At 72.0% G+C, this 16,571-nt stretch carries 18 protein-coding genes, 1 tRNA gene and 1 pseudogene; 15 read left to right on the forward strand and 5 right to left on the reverse strand.

Annotation, left to right across the window (positions count from 1 at the left end):
* Positions 1-111 precede the first annotated feature (111 nt).
* The 3 genes from ACFO3J_RS33830 (at position 112) to ACFO3J_RS33840 (ending at position 2,604) form a co-directional block, all read left to right on the forward strand.
* On the forward strand, positions 112-1,257 hold the full coding sequence (locus ACFO3J_RS33830; protein WP_386437995.1) for an RDD family protein: 1,146 nt from the start codon (positions 112-114) through the stop codon (positions 1,255-1,257).
* Positions 1,258-1,335: 78 nt separating this feature from the next.
* Positions 1,336-2,043 (forward strand): RDD family protein, encoded by a 708-nt coding sequence (locus ACFO3J_RS33835; RefSeq protein WP_386437997.1) that lies wholly within the window; start codon positions 1,336-1,338, stop codon positions 2,041-2,043.
* Between the two features lie 93 nt (positions 2,044-2,136).
* On the forward strand, positions 2,137-2,604 hold the full coding sequence (locus tag ACFO3J_RS33840) for an RDD family protein (protein WP_386437999.1): 468 nt from the start codon (positions 2,137-2,139) through the stop codon (positions 2,602-2,604).
* Positions 2,605-2,612: 8 nt separating this feature from the next.
* On the opposite strand, the gene ACFO3J_RS33845 is transcribed toward ACFO3J_RS33840, so the two are convergent.
* A complete protein-coding gene (locus ACFO3J_RS33845; RefSeq protein ID WP_386438002.1) occupies positions 2,613-2,972 on the reverse strand; it encodes a hypothetical protein in 360 nt (119 codons plus the stop codon).
* A 310-nt stretch (positions 2,973-3,282) separates the two neighbouring features.
* On the opposite strand from ACFO3J_RS33845, the gene ACFO3J_RS33850 reads away from it, so the two are divergent.
* Both ACFO3J_RS33850 and ACFO3J_RS33855 read left to right on the forward strand, forming a co-directional pair.
* On the forward strand, positions 3,283-5,697 hold the full coding sequence (locus ACFO3J_RS33850; RefSeq protein WP_386438003.1) for an immune inhibitor A domain-containing protein: 2,415 nt from the start codon (positions 3,283-3,285) through the stop codon (positions 5,695-5,697).
* Between the two features lie 89 nt (positions 5,698-5,786).
* Positions 5,787-6,101: a hypothetical protein gene (locus ACFO3J_RS33855; RefSeq protein ID WP_386438006.1), complete on the forward strand. Its 315-nt coding sequence runs from the start codon at positions 5,787-5,789 to the stop codon at positions 6,099-6,101.
* A gap of 13 nt (positions 6,102-6,114) precedes the next feature.
* On the opposite strand, the gene ACFO3J_RS33860 is transcribed toward ACFO3J_RS33855, so the two are convergent.
* Positions 6,115-6,705, reverse strand: coding sequence for an isochorismatase family protein (locus ACFO3J_RS33860; protein ID WP_386438008.1), 591 nt, complete (start codon positions 6,703-6,705; stop codon positions 6,115-6,117).
* A 355-nt stretch (positions 6,706-7,060) separates the two neighbouring features.
* Entirely contained in the window at positions 7,061-8,389 is a 1,329-nt protein-coding gene (locus ACFO3J_RS33865; protein ID WP_386438010.1) for a nicotinate phosphoribosyltransferase, read from the reverse strand.
* 166 nt (positions 8,390-8,555) lie between these two features.
* Here ACFO3J_RS33865 and clpS point away from each other — a divergent pair, with 166 nt between their 5' ends.
* The 10 genes and pseudogenes from clpS to rdgB all read left to right on the forward strand — a co-directional run bounded on the left by clpS (position 8,556) and on the right by rdgB (position 15,848).
* Entirely contained in the window at positions 8,556-8,858 is a 303-nt protein-coding gene (gene clpS, locus ACFO3J_RS33870) for an ATP-dependent Clp protease adapter ClpS (RefSeq protein ID WP_386438013.1), read from the forward strand.
* On the forward strand, positions 8,858-9,460 hold the full coding sequence (locus ACFO3J_RS33875; protein WP_386438016.1) for a DUF2017 domain-containing protein: 603 nt from the start codon (positions 8,858-8,860) through the stop codon (positions 9,458-9,460). Before clpS ends, ACFO3J_RS33875 begins: the two co-directional genes overlap by 1 nt.
* 82 nt (positions 9,461-9,542) lie before the next feature.
* Entirely contained in the window at positions 9,543-11,096 is a 1,554-nt protein-coding gene (locus tag ACFO3J_RS33880; protein WP_386438396.1) for an amino acid permease, read from the forward strand.
* Positions 11,097-11,123: 27 nt separating this feature from the next.
* Positions 11,124-11,534 (forward strand): Mov34/MPN/PAD-1 family protein, encoded by a 411-nt coding sequence (locus ACFO3J_RS33885; protein ID WP_386438019.1) that lies wholly within the window; start codon positions 11,124-11,126, stop codon positions 11,532-11,534.
* A 283-nt stretch (positions 11,535-11,817) separates the two neighbouring features.
* Positions 11,818-12,096: a MoaD/ThiS family protein gene (locus ACFO3J_RS33890; RefSeq protein WP_386438021.1), complete on the forward strand. Its 279-nt coding sequence runs from the start codon at positions 11,818-11,820 to the stop codon at positions 12,094-12,096.
* Complete coding sequence (locus ACFO3J_RS33895; protein WP_386438024.1) at positions 12,096-13,046, forward strand: PLP-dependent cysteine synthase family protein; 951 nt, start codon at positions 12,096-12,098, stop codon at positions 13,044-13,046. Before ACFO3J_RS33890 ends, ACFO3J_RS33895 begins: the two co-directional genes overlap by 1 nt.
* Before the next feature lie 248 nt (positions 13,047-13,294).
* Entirely contained in the window at positions 13,295-14,047 is a 753-nt protein-coding gene (locus ACFO3J_RS33900; RefSeq protein WP_386438027.1) for an MBL fold metallo-hydrolase, read from the forward strand.
* A gap of 133 nt (positions 14,048-14,180) precedes the next feature.
* Positions 14,181-14,420: pseudogene (locus ACFO3J_RS33905) on the forward strand (glucose PTS transporter subunit EIIB); the annotation flags it as partial.
* A gap of 73 nt (positions 14,421-14,493) precedes the next feature.
* Complete coding sequence (rph, locus tag ACFO3J_RS33910; protein WP_386438030.1) at positions 14,494-15,219, forward strand: ribonuclease PH; 726 nt, start codon at positions 14,494-14,496, stop codon at positions 15,217-15,219.
* 20 nt (positions 15,220-15,239) lie between these two features.
* Entirely contained in the window at positions 15,240-15,848 is a 609-nt protein-coding gene (rdgB, locus tag ACFO3J_RS33915; protein ID WP_386438033.1) for an RdgB/HAM1 family non-canonical purine NTP pyrophosphatase, read from the forward strand.
* A 75-nt stretch (positions 15,849-15,923) separates the two neighbouring features.
* On the opposite strand, the gene ACFO3J_RS33920 is transcribed toward rdgB, so the two are convergent.
* Together ACFO3J_RS33920 and bcp are read right to left on the reverse strand one after the other, a co-directional pair.
* Positions 15,924-16,007: transfer RNA gene (locus ACFO3J_RS33920), tRNA-Leu, on the reverse strand.
* A 95-nt stretch (positions 16,008-16,102) separates the two neighbouring features.
* On the reverse strand, positions 16,103-16,570 hold the full coding sequence (gene bcp, locus ACFO3J_RS33925) for a thioredoxin-dependent thiol peroxidase (RefSeq protein WP_386438036.1): 468 nt from the start codon (positions 16,568-16,570) through the stop codon (positions 16,103-16,105).
* Position 16,571 lies beyond the last annotated feature (1 nt).

Below are 16,571 nucleotides of genomic sequence, written 5' to 3' on the forward strand. Positions count from 1 at the left end.
CGGGCGGCCGCTCGTAGGGGTAAGGCCGGGTGCGAGTGGGCCCGCCGGGGTCCGCCGGTCTGGTACATGTGGACGCACAACCCGGCCGAGCAGATACGGAATCCGTGAACCATGAGCGCACCCACTTCTGGCTCCGCCGGTTCCTCGCCGTCCGCCTCGCCGGCCCCGGGCTACTACCCCGACCCGTCGATCCCCGACTACATCCGCTACTGGAACGGCTCCGCCTGGGTCCCGGGCACGAGCCGCCCGGCCCCCGCGCCGGAGGGTGCCGGCGGGTCCACCGGGTCCACCGCCGGGGGCGGCGCGCCGGCCCTCCCGCCGCCTCCCTCGGCGTCCCTCCCGGCGCCCCGGTCCGCTCCGGCGGTCGACGAGTCGGGCCCGATGTTCCTGGACGAGGATCCGGGGGCGCCGATCGCCGAGGTCCCCGGGCCTGCCTGGCCGGCGGTGCCGCAGGAGGAACTGCCGAGGATCTCCTGGGGCTCGCAGGACCCGCTCGGGCAGGCTCCACCCGCCGCGGCCCCGCCGTCGCCGGCCCCGCCCGCCCCGGCCCCGCGGCGCGTCCCCCCGCAGGCCGCCGCGGCCCGGCCGCAGCCCGCGCCCGCACCCTCGTCGCAGCCCGCCCCGCAGCCCCTGCCCCAGTCCTCCGCGCCCTGGGCCGCCCAGGTGCACGACCTGGCCCGGCAGGGGCGACCGCCGGCGGGCCAGGGCGGCGCCGAGGCCGTGGCGCCCTGGCGGCCCCCCGCGTCGGACCCCTTCGGGAGCGCGCTGAACCAGGAGCGGCCCGGCGGGCTGGTGCGGCGTTTCGCGGCCCGGGTGATCGACACGCTCGTGGGGGGCGCGGTGGTGGGCGCCGCCGCCGTACCGCTGGGATCGGCGGCCTATCACCACGCCAAGGACAAGGTGGACGCGGCGAGGCTGACCGGCGAGACCGTCAAGGTGTGGCTGATTGACGGCACCACCGGAGTGCAGCTCGGCGCGGTGCTGGTGGTGGCGGTCGCCGCCGGGCTGCTGCTGGAAGTGCTGCCCACCGTCAAGTGGGGACGCACGCTCGGCAAGAAGCTGGTCGGGCTGCGGGTGCTGGACCTGGAGGCGCAACTGCCGCCCGGCTTCGGGGCGAGTCTGCGCCGCTGGCTGACCCGCGCCGTGCTGGACCTCCTGGTGATCGGGATCGTCGGTCTGGCCTGGTGCCTGGTCGACCGGCCGTGGCGGCAGTGCTGGCACGACAAGGCGGGCCGTACGTTCGTGGCGAGCGGCTGAATCGGGGCGACGCGGTCGCGGTAGCCCGAACGGGTCTCGTGGCGGGCGGCCACCGCACCCCCGGGGTTGACTCGGGGCATGAGCAGCGACCAGCCGGGCCCCGGCCCCGACGATCCGTTCGTCAACCGGCCGGGGGAGGGCGGCAGTCGGCGGCCCGATGACGGCGGCGCCTACGGCGACGGCCCGTACGGCGCCCCGCCCCCCGGCCGGCGCGGACCCGGCGACGAGGGCGGCGGCCCGTACGACCGGAATCCGAACGATCAGAGCCCCTACGACCAGAACCCGTACGACCGGAATCCCTACGACCAGGACCCGTACGGCGGCGGGCGGAATCCCGGCGACCCGATGGCCGGCATGCCCCCGCTGGCCGCCGCCGGCAAGCGCGTGCTGGCCCGGCTCATCGACATCATCATCGTGCTGATCCCGGCCTTCCTCCTGGAGTGGGGGACGGCCGGCCTGGAGGACAGCAACGGGGGCGCCGGCCGCTCGGCGGTCAGCGGGCTGTTCGCGGCCGGGCTCGGCTATCTCTACGAGTGGTACACCACCAGGTCCACCGGCCAGACCCTCGGCAAGAAGATGATGGGGATCAGGACCGCGATGCTGTCCGACGGCAGCGTGCCCACACCGGCGGCGGCCGCGGTGCGCGCGGGGGTGCTGTGGGTGCCGGTGCTGCTCTGCTACTGCGTCTGGTTCCTGATCATCGGCATCACGGTGTTCTTCGACAAGCCCTACAAGCAGGGCCTCCAGGACCGGCTGGCCAAGACCGTGGTGGTGGAGATCGCCTGACCGCGGCCGGTGCGGCACCGGGCGGCGGGACAGCCGCCCTCCCGGCCACCCCCCTGTGTACGTTCACCCGGACGGCTGGTTTACTGACCGGTCATGACCGCTGACCAACCGCCCGGCATACCCCCACTGGCGAGTCTGACCAGCCGCTTTCTGGCCCGCGTCATCGACACGGTCGTGCTGCTGGCGATCGATCTGCTGCTGAGCACCGCCGTCGCCGGCGTGTCCAACCCCGGGGACTTCTCGTACAACCAGGACGTGCTGCTGAGCGCGCTGGTGTTCGTGCTGTACTTCGCCTACGAGGGCGCGATGATCTCCGCCCGCGGCCAGACGCTGGGCATGATGGCGCGGAAGATCCGGGTGGTCCGGCTGGCGGACGGCGCGGTCCCCGACCGGGCCGGCTGGACGCGGGCGGCGGTCTACGCGCTGCCCGGGGCGCTGTTCTCGATCGGCATCGGCCCGCTGTACTGGATCGTGAACGCGCTCTGGTGCACCTGGGACCGGCCCTACCGGCAGTGCCTGCACGACAAGGCGGCCAAGACCGTGGTCGTGACCGCCCGCTGACGCCCGCCTCAGCCCCGCGGCGAGTGCCCGCCCACCCGCTCCTCGGCTCCCCGCTCCTCGGCTCCCCGCCGCTCGGCGGCGCCGCCCCGCAGCCTCGCCCGTCGCGCCGAGGCCAGTGAACTCATGGAGTCGAGGGACGCGGCCGACGCGCGGTCGGCGGTGGACCGAGCCGTCGCGGCCCGGCCGGCGGCCTTGCGGCTCCCGGTCGCGGCACCCGCCGCGACGAGCAGACCGAGCAGCAGCCCGCCCGCGGCGACGGCCACCACCGCGGCGCCCGAGCGGGCCTGGGTCAGCAGCAGCGTCACGAAGGTGAACAGGACGACGGTCGACAATCCGTAGGCGACTTGCGCGTTCGTAGGACGTGGCATCGGGGGAATCCGTCCTCGGTACGTCGAAGCGGGGGCACGCTGACGGGTGGCTCTACGGTTCGGCATGCCCTTCCCCGGTGTCCGGTAAGCGGCACCCGACTTCCGGCGCGGTGCACACGGGGGCGCACGGGGGTCGCACACCCGGCCGCCAACGCACCACTGCCGGACAGAAGTTGACGGTGTGTCCGCTGAGCGCCAGTGGGTCCACGGCGAAACCGGCAAACGTACTGGTGTGCCATGGGCAAGTCAAGATCTGGTTTTTCTCCCACCACTCCGGTGCAATGGCCTTTCCCTAGGGGAGGTAAAGATCTTGAAAAATCAGCGGAGGATACCCAGAACCGCCGCTCTCGCCCTCGCGACAGCCGTGCTGGGCCTGCCGGCGGTCACCACCGCGGGGGCGTACGCGGCGGCTCCGGCGGCGGACCGCGTCCAGCCCGCGCCGGCCGCGGGGCACGACCCGGCCACCAGCCAGGCGCACGACCTGCCGGGCCCGTTCAGCGAGCAGCAGTCGGCGGAGCGGTCCGCGGCCCTTCAGCAGGTGGTCTCCGGTGACGCGACCGTCCAGCAGCACGGCGGCTCCCGGGTCGTCCAACTCGGCGGCAAGAAGGGCAAGAAGGGCAAGTACGTCGAGCTGAGCCGGGAGAAGACGGACAAGATCTTCACCATCCTGGCCGAGTTCGGCGACACGGTGGACAGCACCACGCAGTACGACCCGGACGGCCCCGACGGTCCCGAGCCCCCCGCGCCCAAGTACGGCGGCGACCCCGGCCCGGCGCACAACACCATCGCCAAGCCGGACCCGAAGACCAACAACAGCACGGCCTGGCAGGCCGATTACAACCAGCAGCACTTCCAGGACCTGTACTTCTCGCACGCGAGCGGCAAGGAGTCGCTGGCGAAGTACTACGAGAAGCAGTCCTCGGGCCGCTACTCGGTCGACGGCGAGGTCTCCGCCTGGGTCAAGGTCCCCTACAACGAGGCCCGTTACGGCTCGAACTACTGCGGCTCCAACGTCTGCTCCAGCGCCTGGGACCTGATCCGCGACGCCACCACCGCGTATGTCGCCGACCAGAAGGCCCAGGGCCGTACCGACGCGCAGATCAAGGCGGACCTGTCGGCGTACGACCAGTGGGACCGCTACGACTACGACGGCGACGGCGTCTTCGACGAGCCCGACGGCTACATCGACCACTTCCAGATCGTGCACGCCGGCGAGGACGAGTCGGCCGGCGGCGGCGTCCAGGGCGAGGACGCGCTGTGGGCGCACCGCTGGTACGCCTTCGGCAACGACGCCGGCCGGACCGGCCCGGCGGGCGACAAGGCGGGCGGCACCCAGATCGGCGACACCGGCATCTGGATCGGCGACTACACCCTCCAGCCGGAGAACGGCGGCCTCGGCGTCTTCGCCCACGAGTACGGGCACGACCTGGGCCTGCCGGACGAGTACGACACCACGGGCGCCGGCGAGTCCAGCGTGGCCTACTGGTCGCTGATGTCCGACGGCTCCTGGCTCGGCACCGGCAAGAACGTGATCGGCGACCTGCCCGGCGACATGAGCGCCTGGGACAAGCTCCAGCTCGGCTGGCTGAACTACGGCACCGCCAATGCGGCGAAGAAGTCCACCACCAAGCTGGGCGTCGCCGCGTACAACACCGCCGACAAGCAGGCGCTGATCGTCCAGCTGCCCGACAAGACGCTGACCACCACGGTCGTCACGCCCGCCGAGGGCACCAAGCAGTGGTGGAGCGGCAGCGGCGACAACCTGTCCAACACCCTGACCCGCTCGGTGGATCTCACCGGTGCCTCCACCGCCTCCCTGAACCTCAAGGGCTGGTGGGACATCGAGGAGAACTACGACTACCTCTACACCGAGGCCTCCGCCGACGGCGGCGCGAGCTGGACCGCGCTGGACGGCACGGCCGGCGGCAAGGCCATCCCGCGTGACGGCGGCGACACCCCCGCCCTGACCGGCACCACCGCCGCCTACCAGGACCTGGCCTTCCCGCTGGACGCCTACGCGGGCAAGCAGATCCTGCTGCGCTTCCGCTACCTCACCGACGGCGGGGTGGCCCAGAAGGGCTTCGCGGCCGACGCGATCTCCATCACCGCGGACGGGCGGACCGTGCTCAGCGACGGCGCCGAGGGCGACGACAACGGCTGGACCGCGAGTGGCTTCTCCCGGATCGGCGCGTCCTTCACCGACGACTACCCCGAGTACTACATCGCCGAGAACCGGCAGTACGTGAGCTACGACAGCACGCTGCGCACCGGCCCGTACAACTTCGGCTGGCCCAGCACCAAGCCGGACCAGGTCGAGCACTACCCGTACCAGAACGGTCTGCTGATCTGGCTGTGGGACACCTCACAGGCGGACAACAACGTCGGCATCCACCCCGGCGCCGGTGAGATCCTGCCGGTCGACGCGCACGCCAAGCCCGAGAAGTGGTCCAGCGGCAAGGTCATCCGCAACCGGCTCCAGTCCTACGACTCTACGTTCAGCTGGTACCCGACCGAGGGCTTCACGCTGCACGACGACGGAGTTCCGGCCCGGATCGGCGCGAAGCCCGGCACCCCGGTCTTCGACGACCACTACGGCGTGTACTGGAACAGCGCCAACCCGACCGGCGGCGTCAAGGTGCCGGACACCAACACCCGGATCAGCATCGTGAGCGAGCCGCTGGACGGCAGCTCGCTGACCGTACAGGTCGGTCCGGCCCACCGGTGATTATCAGCACATAGGGTCTGACCTGCGATGACGCTGTGTCCGGCCGTCGCCCTCTGGTGGGCGGCGGCCGGACCGCTGATGATGTGGGCATGGCCGCTGGCGGATTCATCAGACTCCCGGGTGGCAAGGTCGTCGTCGCACTTCGCCTGCCCCACCCCACCTGCTCGGACTACGCCGTGCGGGTGGTGGTGCACGCCCTGAACCGGCAGCGGGCCCTCACCCGGCTCAGCAACCTCGGCTTTCGCGGTGCCCGGCTGAGCGGCAACGCGGAGCCCCCCACCCCGGACGAGATCAACGCGGTGCTGCACCATCCGGACGGCCTGATCTGGCGCGAGTACGAGGCGCGGACGGCCGAGCCGTGGAACCCGATCTCGTCCTTGAGCCGGGTGGCCGCGGCGGGCTGAGCCGGCCGGTACGTCAGCCGACGGCCAGCGGTTGTCCGGTCAGCGTCACGCCCGCGTCGCGCAGCTCGGTCAGCGCGCGCTCGGTCGTCTCGGCGGAGACGCCCGCGGTCAGGGCGAGCAGCACCCGGGTGGCGAAGCCCTCGCGGGCCGCGTCCAGGGCGGTGGCGCGCACGCAGTGGTCGGTGGCGAGGCCCACCACGTCCACTTCGGTGACCTGCCGGTCACGCAGCCAGGCGGCGAGCCGCTCGCCGTTCTCGTCGTGGCCCTCGAAGCCGCTGTACACCCCGTGGTACTCCCCCTTGTCGAAGACCGCGTCCACCGCGCCGGAGGCGACCGCGGGGGCGAAGTTCGGGTGGAAGCTGCCGCCCTCGGTGCCGGCCAGGCAGTGCACCGGCCAGGAGGTCCGGTAGTCCGGGGTGGGCGAGAAGTGCGGGCCGGGGTTGATGTGGTGGTCGCGGGTGGCCACGACATGGCGGTACGCGCCGGCCGAGTCGCCGATCAGATCGGTGATCGCGGCGGCGACGTCGGCTCCGCCGGTCACCGGGAGGGTGCCGCCCTCGCAGAAGTCGTTCTGGACGTCGACGACGATCAGTGCGCGATGCATGGTGCCCTTCCGGCGGATGGGATGGGGGGTACCCCGAGGGTAGGGGGTCCCGCGCGGTTCCCCGCGGCCCCTTCGGGGTGGGTTCGGTTCGGGGTCGGGTGCGGATGCGTCGTGGTTGTTCACGCAGCTCCCCGCGCCCCTGTGGGGCACGACTGGTTCGGGGTCGGGTGCTGCGCCGTGGTGGCTGGTCGCGCGGTTCCCCGCGCCCCTGTCGGGCGCCGTTGGCTGGGGGGCGGCGAGGTCGTGCCCCGGAGGGGCGCGGGGAACTGCGCGGGGACCACGACGGTGGGGTGGACGGGCGACGGCGCCGGGGGGCAGTTCGTGCCCCGAAGGACCGCGCGCCCCCCTGGAAGGGTCACAGCATTTCCACCGGGAGCACCGGTTCGCCCTGGGAGAGCTGGGTGGCGGAGAGGGGGAGCGCGGCGCGAGCCGTGATGTGGCGGGTGCGGGCCGTGTCGAGGGGCTCGCGGGCCAGGACCTCGCCGGCCCGGATGAGGGGGACGAGGAGCTGGCGGTCGACGAGGTCCGGGGGGACGGGACCGCTGCCGATGACCTCGGCCTCGGCGACGCCCTCCCGGTCGAGGCGGCGGGCCGCCCACTTGCGGCCGCCGACACTCGTCTTGCCGCCCAGCGCCTTCTTGGCCACCGGGACGAGCGGTGCGTCGGGCGCGTCGGAGGCGCCCCTGGCGACGAGTTTGTAGACCATCGAGCAGGTCGGATGGCCGCTGCCGACGACCAGGGACGTACCGACCCCGTAGGCGTCCACCGGAGCCGCCGCCAGCGAGGCGATGGCGTACTCGTCGAGGTCGGAGGTGACCACGATCCGGGTCCTGGTCGCGCCCAGGTCGTCCAGCTGCTGGCGTACCCGGTGGGCGAGGAGCAGCAGGTCGCCGGAGTCGATCCGGACCGAGCCCAGCTCGGGCCCGGCCACCTCCACGGCGGTGCGGACCGCCGTGGCCACGTCGTAGGTGTCCACCAGCAAGGTGGTGCCGCTGCCGAGCGACTCCACCTGCGCGGTGAAGGCGTCCCGCTCGGAGTCGTGCACCAGGGTGAAGGCGTGCGCGGAGGTGCCGATGGTGGGCAGCCCGTAGCGGAAGCCGGCCGCCAGGTTGGAGGAGGAGCGGAAGCCGCCGACGTAGGCGGCGCGGGAGGCGGCCACCGCGGCCAGCTCGTGGGTGCGGCGGGCGCCCATCTCCATCAGCGGACGGTCGCCGGCCGCCACCGCCATCCGGGAGGCCGCCGCGGCGATCGCCGAGTCGTGGTTGAGGATCGACAGCACCACCGTCTCCAGCATCACCGCCTCGGCGAAGCTGCCCTCGACCCGCAGGATCGGCGAGCCGGGGAAGTACACCTCGCCCTCCGGGTAGCCCCAGATGTCGCCGGTGAAGCGGTAGTCGGCCAGCCAGCGCAGCGTGGTGTCGTCCACCACCGACTCGTTGGACAGGAAGTCCAGCACCGGCCCGTCGAAGCGGAAGTTCTCCACCGCGTCCAGCACCCGTCCGGTGCCGGCCACCACGCCGTAGCGGCGGCCCGCGGGCAGCCGGCGGGTGAAGGTCTCGAAGACCGAGTGGCGGTGCGCGGCGCCGCTGCGCAGGGCCGCCTGGAGCATCGTCAGCTCGTAGCGGTCGGTGAACAGGGCGGTGGACGGCACGTCCACCGGCAGTCCCAGGTCTGCTGTGCTCATGGCGAGGATGCTACCCCGCATCTCGTCAGAGTGACGAGATGTCGGGCCTGTGGGCGCCCTCACATCTCCGCCGGATGTCCGCCACCCGGGGCACCCCTGACACCTTCCACGCCGCTTCGAGCCCGCCCATTTGTGCGACGGACCCCGCGAGCGGCAGCATGGGATCGTGAGTGTCGCACCTGTCGAGATCGAACGACCCGAGTCGAGCGAAGCGCCCTTCAAGGTTCCCGAGCCGGACGTTCCATGGGTGACCCTCGTGCACAACGACCCGGTGAACCTGATGAGCTATGTGACGTACGTCTTCCAGACCTACTTCGGCTACTCCAAGGGCAAGGCCACCAAACTGATGAAGGACGTCCACCACAAAGGACGCGCGGTCGTCTCCAGCGGCACCCGCGAGGAAATGGAACGCGACGTGCAGGCCATGCACGGGTACGGCCTGTGGGCGACCCTCTCGCAGGACCGCTGATGGCCCGCCGCCGGGGGCGCCTGGGCGTCTTCGAACCGGTACGCGGCGGCGGGGCCGCGATCGCGCTGGACGAGGTGGAGATCTCCATCCTGCGCAGCCTGCTGGTCTCGATGCTGGAGCTGATCGGCCCGGGCGACCCGCCGCCCGGTGAGGACGACGACCCGCTGGCCGCGCTCTTCGCCGAGGGGCCCACCAAGCCGCCGGACGACCCGGCGCTGGCCCGGCTCTTCCCGGACGCGTACGAGGAGACCGAGGACGCCTCGGAGTTCCGCCGCTTCACCGAGAAGGACCTGCGGACCCGCAAGCGGGACGACGCGCTCGCCATGATCCACGGCTTGGACCTCGGCGGCCCGGTGCTCCAGCTGACCGCCGACCAGTCCCGGCAGTGGCTCGGGGCCCTCAACGACCTGCGGCTGACCCTCGGCGCCCGGCTGGAGGTCGGCGACGACGAGGACGGCGAGGACGGCGAAGGGGGCGGCAACGGCGACGGGATCAGCAGTCTGTACGCGCTGCCGGACGACGACGAGCGCAAGCCGCTGGTGATGGCGTACCTGTGGCTCGGCGGCCTCCAGGAGTCGCTGGTCGAGACCCTGATGAAGTAGCTCCGGGATGATTGTCTGACCGGAGACGCCCGCTGGTGCGTCGGAAACCGGTGACCGTGGTACGTATCCGCCCATGGCGGACATGACGGACACCACCGGCGAATCCGAGGGCGCCGACACCGGACCCGGCCCCGAAGCCAGCCCTGAAACCGGTCCTGACACCGGTCACGGGCCCGGCCCGGCCCCCGGGTCCGGCGCCGAGGAGGGCTACACCCGGGGCCTGAGCAGCCGGCAGATCCAGATGATCGCGATCGGCGGCGCCATCGGCACCGGTCTCTTCCTGGGCGCCGGCCGCGCCATCCACCAGGCCGGGCCCAGCCTGATCCTGATGTACGCGGTCGCCGGAGCCGTCATCTTCGTCATCATGCGGGCGCTGGGCGAACTCCTCACCTACCGTCCGTCGCCCGGCTCCTTCGCCGACTACGCCCGCGAGTTCCTCGGCCCCTTCACCGGCTACGCGACCGGCTGGACCTACTGGCTGATGTGGGTGGTCACCGGCATGGCCGAGGTGACCGCGGCCTCCACCTACCTCGCCTACTGGTGGCCCTCGGTCCCGCAGTGGCTGGCCGCGCTCGCCTTCCTGGCCGCGCTGCTGGTCGCCAATCTGGCCTCGGTGAAGCTCTTCGGCGAGGTCGAGTTCTGGCTGTCGATGATCAAGGTGACCGCGATCCTCGGCATGATCCTGATCGGGGTGGGCGTCCTCACCCTCGGGGTGTCCGCGGCCGGCCACACCGCCTCCGTCACCCACCTGTGGCGCGACGGCGGAGTCTTCCCCCACGGGATCGGCAACTCGCTGATGACCCTGCAGATCGTGATGTTCGCCTATGTCGCGGTGGAACTCGTCGGTGTCACGGCCGGCGAGGCGCAGAACCCGCGGGAGACGCTGCCCAAGGCCATCAACACCCTGCCGTGGCGGATCGTGCTGTTCTACGTGGGCGCGCTCGCGGTCATCCTCTGTGTGGTCTCGTGGACCGAATTCCAGCCGGGGGTCAGCCCGTTCGTGGCCGCCTTCGCCCGGATCGGCATCCCCTTCGGCGCCGGCATCGTCAATTTCGTGGTGCTGTCGGCGGCCCTGTCCTCCTGCAACTCCGGCATGTACTCCACCGGCCGGATGCTGCGCGACCTGGCCGCCAACGGCCAGGGCCCGCGGATGTTCAAGCGGCTCACCGCCCGCCGCACCCCGGCGCTGGGCACCCTGGTGTCGGTGTGCGTGATGGGCGTCGGAGTGTGGCTGAACTACGCGGACCCGGCGGGCGCGTTCACCTACATCACCGCCTTCGCCACGGTGGCGGGGGTGTGGACGTGGGGCGTCATCCTGGCCGCGCACATCCGCTACCGGGCCGCGGTCCGCGCCGGGCGGGCCGCGGCCGCCTGGTTCACCGCGCCCGGCGGCGCGGCCGCCAGCTGGTGCGCGCTGGCCTTCCTCGGCCTGGTCGTGGTGCTGATCGGCGCCGACTCGGCGGCCCGCGTCTCGCTGTACGGGGCGCCGGTCTGGTTCGCGGTGCTGACGGCCGGCTACCCGGTGATGAAACGGCGCAATCCGGCCGCCTTCAGCCGCCGCCCGCACCTCCCGCCACCGGCCCCGGAGGCGCCCGCCGAGCCGCCCGGCACCGCGCCCGACGCTGCCTCCCGGTGAGGCGGGAGTCCCTGTTACTTTGCCCGCATGCTCACCATCACCCAGGACCTGTACGACGCGATCGTCGCCCACGCCCGCGCCGACCACCCCGACGAGGCCTGCGGGATCGTGGCGGGCCCGGAGGGCACCGGCCGGCCCGAGCGGTTCGTCCCGATGCTGAACGCGGCGCGCTCGCCGACCTTCTACGAGTTCGACTCCACCGACCTGCTCAAGCTCTACCGGGACCTCGACGACCGGGACGAGGAGCCGGTGATCGTCTACCACTCGCACACCGCGACCGAGGCCTACCCCTCGCGTACGGACATCTCCTACGCGAACGAGCCGGGCGCGCACTATGTGCTGGTCTCCACGGCGGAGGAGTTCCAGTTCCGCTCGTTCCGCATCGTGGACGGCGCGGTCACCGAGGAACCGGTGGACGTGGTGGCCGCGTACCGCTGAGCGCGCGGCCCGGGAGCGGTCCGGGGCGGGTCCCGGGGTGGTCCGAGGCCGGTTCCCGTCCCGGTCGGTGGGACGGCCATGCCGCTTCGCCAGGGGGAATCGATACGATGACAGCATGGTTCCCTTGCACGTGAGCGACAACGCGCCGGGCCGTCCGCTCGTGGCGCGGCCGCACGTCGACCTGTGCCGCCGCACCGCGGCGGCGCGTACGCGCGCCTGACCCTCCCGGTACCGCCGCACCGCACCCGCCACCGATTTCGTACGCACTCACAGGAGCGCAGTCATGGCCATCGAGGTCCGCATCCCGACCATTCTCCGCACCTACACCGACGGCGAGAAGGCCGTGGAGGGCGCCGGGAGCACGCTCGACGAGCTGTTCACCGACCTGGACGCCCGGCACGCCGGCCTGCGCGACCGCGTGGTGGACAACGGCGAGCTGCGCCGCTTCGTGAACGTCTACCTCAACGACGAGGACGTCCGCTTCCTCGACGGCATCGCCACCAAGCTGACCGACGGCGACAGCGTGACGATCCTGCCGGCCGTCGCCGGGGGCATGTCCTGATGCGGTACGACCATCCGCTGGCCGCCGTCGGCAACACCCCGCTGGTCCGGCTGCCGCGCCTGTCGCCCTCGGACGAGGTGAGCCTGTGGGCGAAGCTGGAGGACCGCAATCCCACCGGCTCCATCAAGGACCGCCCGGCCCTGCACATGATCGAGCGGGCCGAGGCCGAGGGAGTGCTCACCCCCGGCTGCACCATCCTGGAGCCGACCTCCGGCAACACCGGCATCTCGCTGGCGATGGCCGCCCGGCTCAAGGGCTACCGCATCGTCTGCGTGATGCCGGAGAACACCTCCGAGGAGCGCCGCCAGCTGCTGGCCATGTGGGGCGCCGAGATCATCGCCTCGCCCGCGGCCGGCGGCTCCAACACCGCGGTCCGGGTCGCCAAGGAACTGGCCGCCGAGCACCCCGAGTGGGTGATGCTCTACCAGTACGGCAACCCGGCCAACACCGGAGCCCACTACGCCGGCACCGGCCCGGAGATCCTGGCCGACCTGCCCACCATCACCCACTTCGTGGCCGGCCTCGGCACCACCGGCACCCTGATGGGCGTCGGCCGCTATCTGCGCGAGAAGGTGCCCGGCGTCACCATCGTCGCCGCCGAACCCCGCTACGACGACCTCGTGTACGGACTGCGCAACCTGGACGAGGGCTTCGTCCCCGAGCTCTACGACGCGGCTGTGCTCACCACCCGCTTCTCGGTCGGCTCCGCCGACGCGGTCCGCCGTACCCGCGAACTCCTGCGGCAGGAAGGCATCTTCGCCGGTGTCTCCACCGGCGCCGCGCTGCACGCCGCCCTCGGCGTGGCGAACAAGGCGCTGCGGGCCGGCGAGCGCGCCGATGTGGTCTTCGTCGTCGCCGACGGCGGCTGGAAGTATCTGTCCACCGGCATATACACCGCCGAGACCACCGAGGCCGCGGTGGAGCAACTCCACGGCCAGCTCTGGGCGTAGGAGTGTTCGAGCCCGCTCAATCGGGCCCGATCGGGGTTTGAGCGCGCCGGGGGCGCCGCGGGGCGGGGGACTGAGCCCGGTGGCCCCCCGGGGACGCCCGGACTGGTGATTCCGCCCACAACGGGGCGCCGTAACGGAGCATGGGCAGCACCCCGCGCTTACCCTTCGAAGACAGGCGGTCCTTCCCGCCACCCCCCACCCCAGCCGGCTTGGGGCGATGCGGCGCGCCCACGGAGGTGTTTCCCGAGATGTTGCTCACCGTCGTCGGCTGCTCGGGCTCGTTCCCGTCCGCGGACTCGGCCTGTTCGAGCTACCTCGTCGAAGCCGACGGCTTCCGGCTGCTGATCGACATGGGCAACGGCGCCCTGGGCGAACTGCAGCGCCACTGCGGGCTCTACGACCTGGACGCGGTCCTGCTCAGCCATCTGCACGCCGATCACTGCATCGACATGTGCGGGTATTTCGTGGCCCGCTACTACCGCCACGACGGCGGTCCCGCCTCGGCGGTCCCGGTCTACGGTCCGGCCGGCACCGAGCGGCGGCTGAACATCGCCTACGGCGACGTGCCGGACGAGAAGTGCATGAGCGAGGTCTTCGACTTCCGCACCCTGGAGCCCGGCTCCTTCCGGCTCGGCCCCTTCACCGTCACCGCGGATCTGGTCAGCCACCCGGTCGAGGCGTACGGCTTCCGGATCGAGCACGACGGCAGCACCCTGGCGTACTCCGGGGACACCGGCCCCTCCGAGGCCCTGCACGGGCTCGCCGAGGGCGCCGACCTCTTCCTGTGCGAGGCCTCCTTCACCTACGGCAAGGAGGACATCCCCGATCTGCACCTCAACGGGCGCGAGGCGGGCCAGGCCGCGACCCGGGCCGGCGCCGAGCGGCTGGTGCTCACCCACATCCCGCCGTGGACCAATCCGGCGGTCAACCTCCGTGACGCGCAGGCGACGTTCGAGGGACCGGTCGAGCTGGCGAAGGCGGGCGCGGTCTACGAGGTCTAGCTGGCGGCGTGTCAGGGCCCGGGACCACAGGGGTGGTTCCGGGCTTTCGTACGTTACGGCGCCGCCGGGCGGTGGCGGCAACTGTGCGTTACCGTGACATTACGGACCCTGAGGTGGGTCAGCGACTCAGGAGACACGGATGGCCAGCAAGGCTGAGAAGATCGTCGCCGGGCTCGGCGGACTCGACAACATCGAACAGGTCGAGGGCTGCATCACCCGCCTCCGCACCGAGGTCAGGGACCCGGGCCTGGTCGACGAGGCCGCCCTCAAGGCGGCGGGCGCCCACGGCGTGGTCAAGATCGGCGCGGCGATCCAGGTGGTCATCGGCACGGACGCCGACCCGATCGCGGCAGACATCGAAAGCATGTTCTAACAAGGGGCCGGGGTCCGGCCCCGGAGAGGGGGAGGCAGCCTCCGGGGCACCCCGGCCCGGATAGGCTCAGCCCATGTCTCGATTCGACGGCCGCACCCCCGACCAACTTCGTCCCATCACCATCGAGCGGGGCTGGAGCAAGCACGCCGAAGGCTCCGTCCTGGTCTCGTTCGGGGACACCCGGGTGCTGTGCACCGCCAGCGCCACGCAGGGCGTACCGCGCTGGCGCAAGGGCAGTGGGGAAGGGTGGGTGACCGCCGAGTACTCGATGCTGCCGCGGGCCACCAACACCCGCGGCGACCGCGAGTCCGTGCGGGGCAAGATCGGTGGCCGGACCCATGAGATCTCCCGGCTGATCGGCCGCTCGCTGCGGGCCGTCATCGACTTCAAGGCGCTCGGCGAGAACACCGTCGTCCTGGACTGCGACGTCCTGCAGGCCGACGGCGGCACCCGTACCGCCGCGATCACCGGCGCGTATGTCGCGCTGGTCGACGCCGTGGCGTACATGCAGGCCAACCACTTCTTCAAGGCGAAGGCCCAGCCGGTCACCGGCAGCGTCGCCGCGGTCAGCGTCGGCATCGTGGGCGGTGTCCCGCTGCTGGACCTCGCCTACGAGGAGGACGTGAAGGCCGGGACCGACATGAACGTGGTCTGCACCGGCGACGGCCGCTTCGTCGAGGTCCAGGGCACCGCCGAGGGCGCCCCCTTCGACCGCGCCGAACTCGACGCGCTGCTGGAACTCGCCTCGGCGGGCTGCGTGGACCTCGCGCTCGCCCAGCAACTGGCCCTGGCCGACTAGCAGCGAGGGACGATCCAGCCATGACCCACCGCCTCGTACTGGCCACCCGCAATACCCACAAGGTCACCGAACTCCGGGCGATCCTCGCCGAGACCGGACTCGACGTGGAGCTCGTGGGGGCCGACGCGTACCCCGAGATCCCCGATGTGAAGGAGACCGGCGTCACCTTCGCCGAGAACGCGCTGCTGAAGGCGCGGGCGCTGGCCGACGCCACTGGGCTGCCGGCCGTCGCCGACGACTCGGGGCTGTGCGTGGACGTGCTCGGGGGCGCCCCCGGCATCTTCTCCGCCCGCTGGGCCGGCCGGCACGGCGACGACGCCGCCAACCTCGCGCTGCTGCTGGCCCAGCTCGGCGACATCGAGGACCCGCACCGCGCCGCCCACTTCGCCTGCGCCGCCGCCTTCGCGCTGCCCGGCGGCCCCGAGCGGGTCGCCGAGGGCCGGCTGCGCGGTACGCTGCGGCACGCGCCCACCGGGACCGGCGGCTTCGGCTACGACCCGATCCTCCAGCCCGACGGCGACACCCGGACCTGCGCCGAGCTCACCCCGGACGAGAAGAACGCCATCAGCCACCGCGGCAAGGCCTTCCGCGCGCTGGCCGCCGAGATCCCCGGTCTGCTCGGCGGCTGACGGCCGCCGGGACCGCGCACCCCCCGTACAGCGCCGAGGCCCGCTCTCCACCAGGGAGAGCGGGCCTCGAACCCGTGCGGCCGGTGGGACTCGAACCCACACGGGGTTTCCCCCACTGGGACCTAAACCCAGCTCGGCTGCCAATTACGACACGGCCGCGCAGTGGTTCCCATGCTAGCGACCCCGCCCCCCGCGGTCAGCCGGGTTGCCCGGCCGGTCGCCCCGGGGCGGGGCAGCGGAAAGGCGCCGGGCCGTCAGATGCCCATGTCGCGGATGAGCTTGGCCACATGGCCGGTCGCCTTGACGTTGTAGAAGGCCTGGTCGACATGCCCGGTCTCGTCGACGATCACGGTGGAACGGATCACGCCCATCACCGACTTGCCGTACATCATCTTCTCGCCGAAGGCTCCGTAGCAGGTCAGCACGTACTTGTCCGGGTCGGCGAGCAGCGTGACCTTCAGCGACTCCTTCTCACGGAACTTGGCCAGCTTCTCCGGCTTGTCGGGCGAGACGCCGAGCACGTCGTAGCCCGCCTCGGTCAGCACCTCGAGGTTGTCGGTGAAGTCGCAGGCCTGCGTGGTGCAGCCGGGGGTCATCGCCGCTGGGTAGAAGTAGACGATGACCTTGCGTCCCCGGTGGTCGGCGAGCGAGTGGGGCTCGCCGTCGGCGTCGGGAAGGGTGAAGGGCGGGGCGAGGTCACCGGGGGAGAGGCGATCGGACATG

Source organism: Streptomyces polygonati, from assembly GCF_042650325.1.
In the GTDB taxonomy this organism is placed as follows: Bacteria; Actinomycetota; Actinomycetes; order Streptomycetales; family Streptomycetaceae; genus Actinacidiphila; species Actinacidiphila polygonati.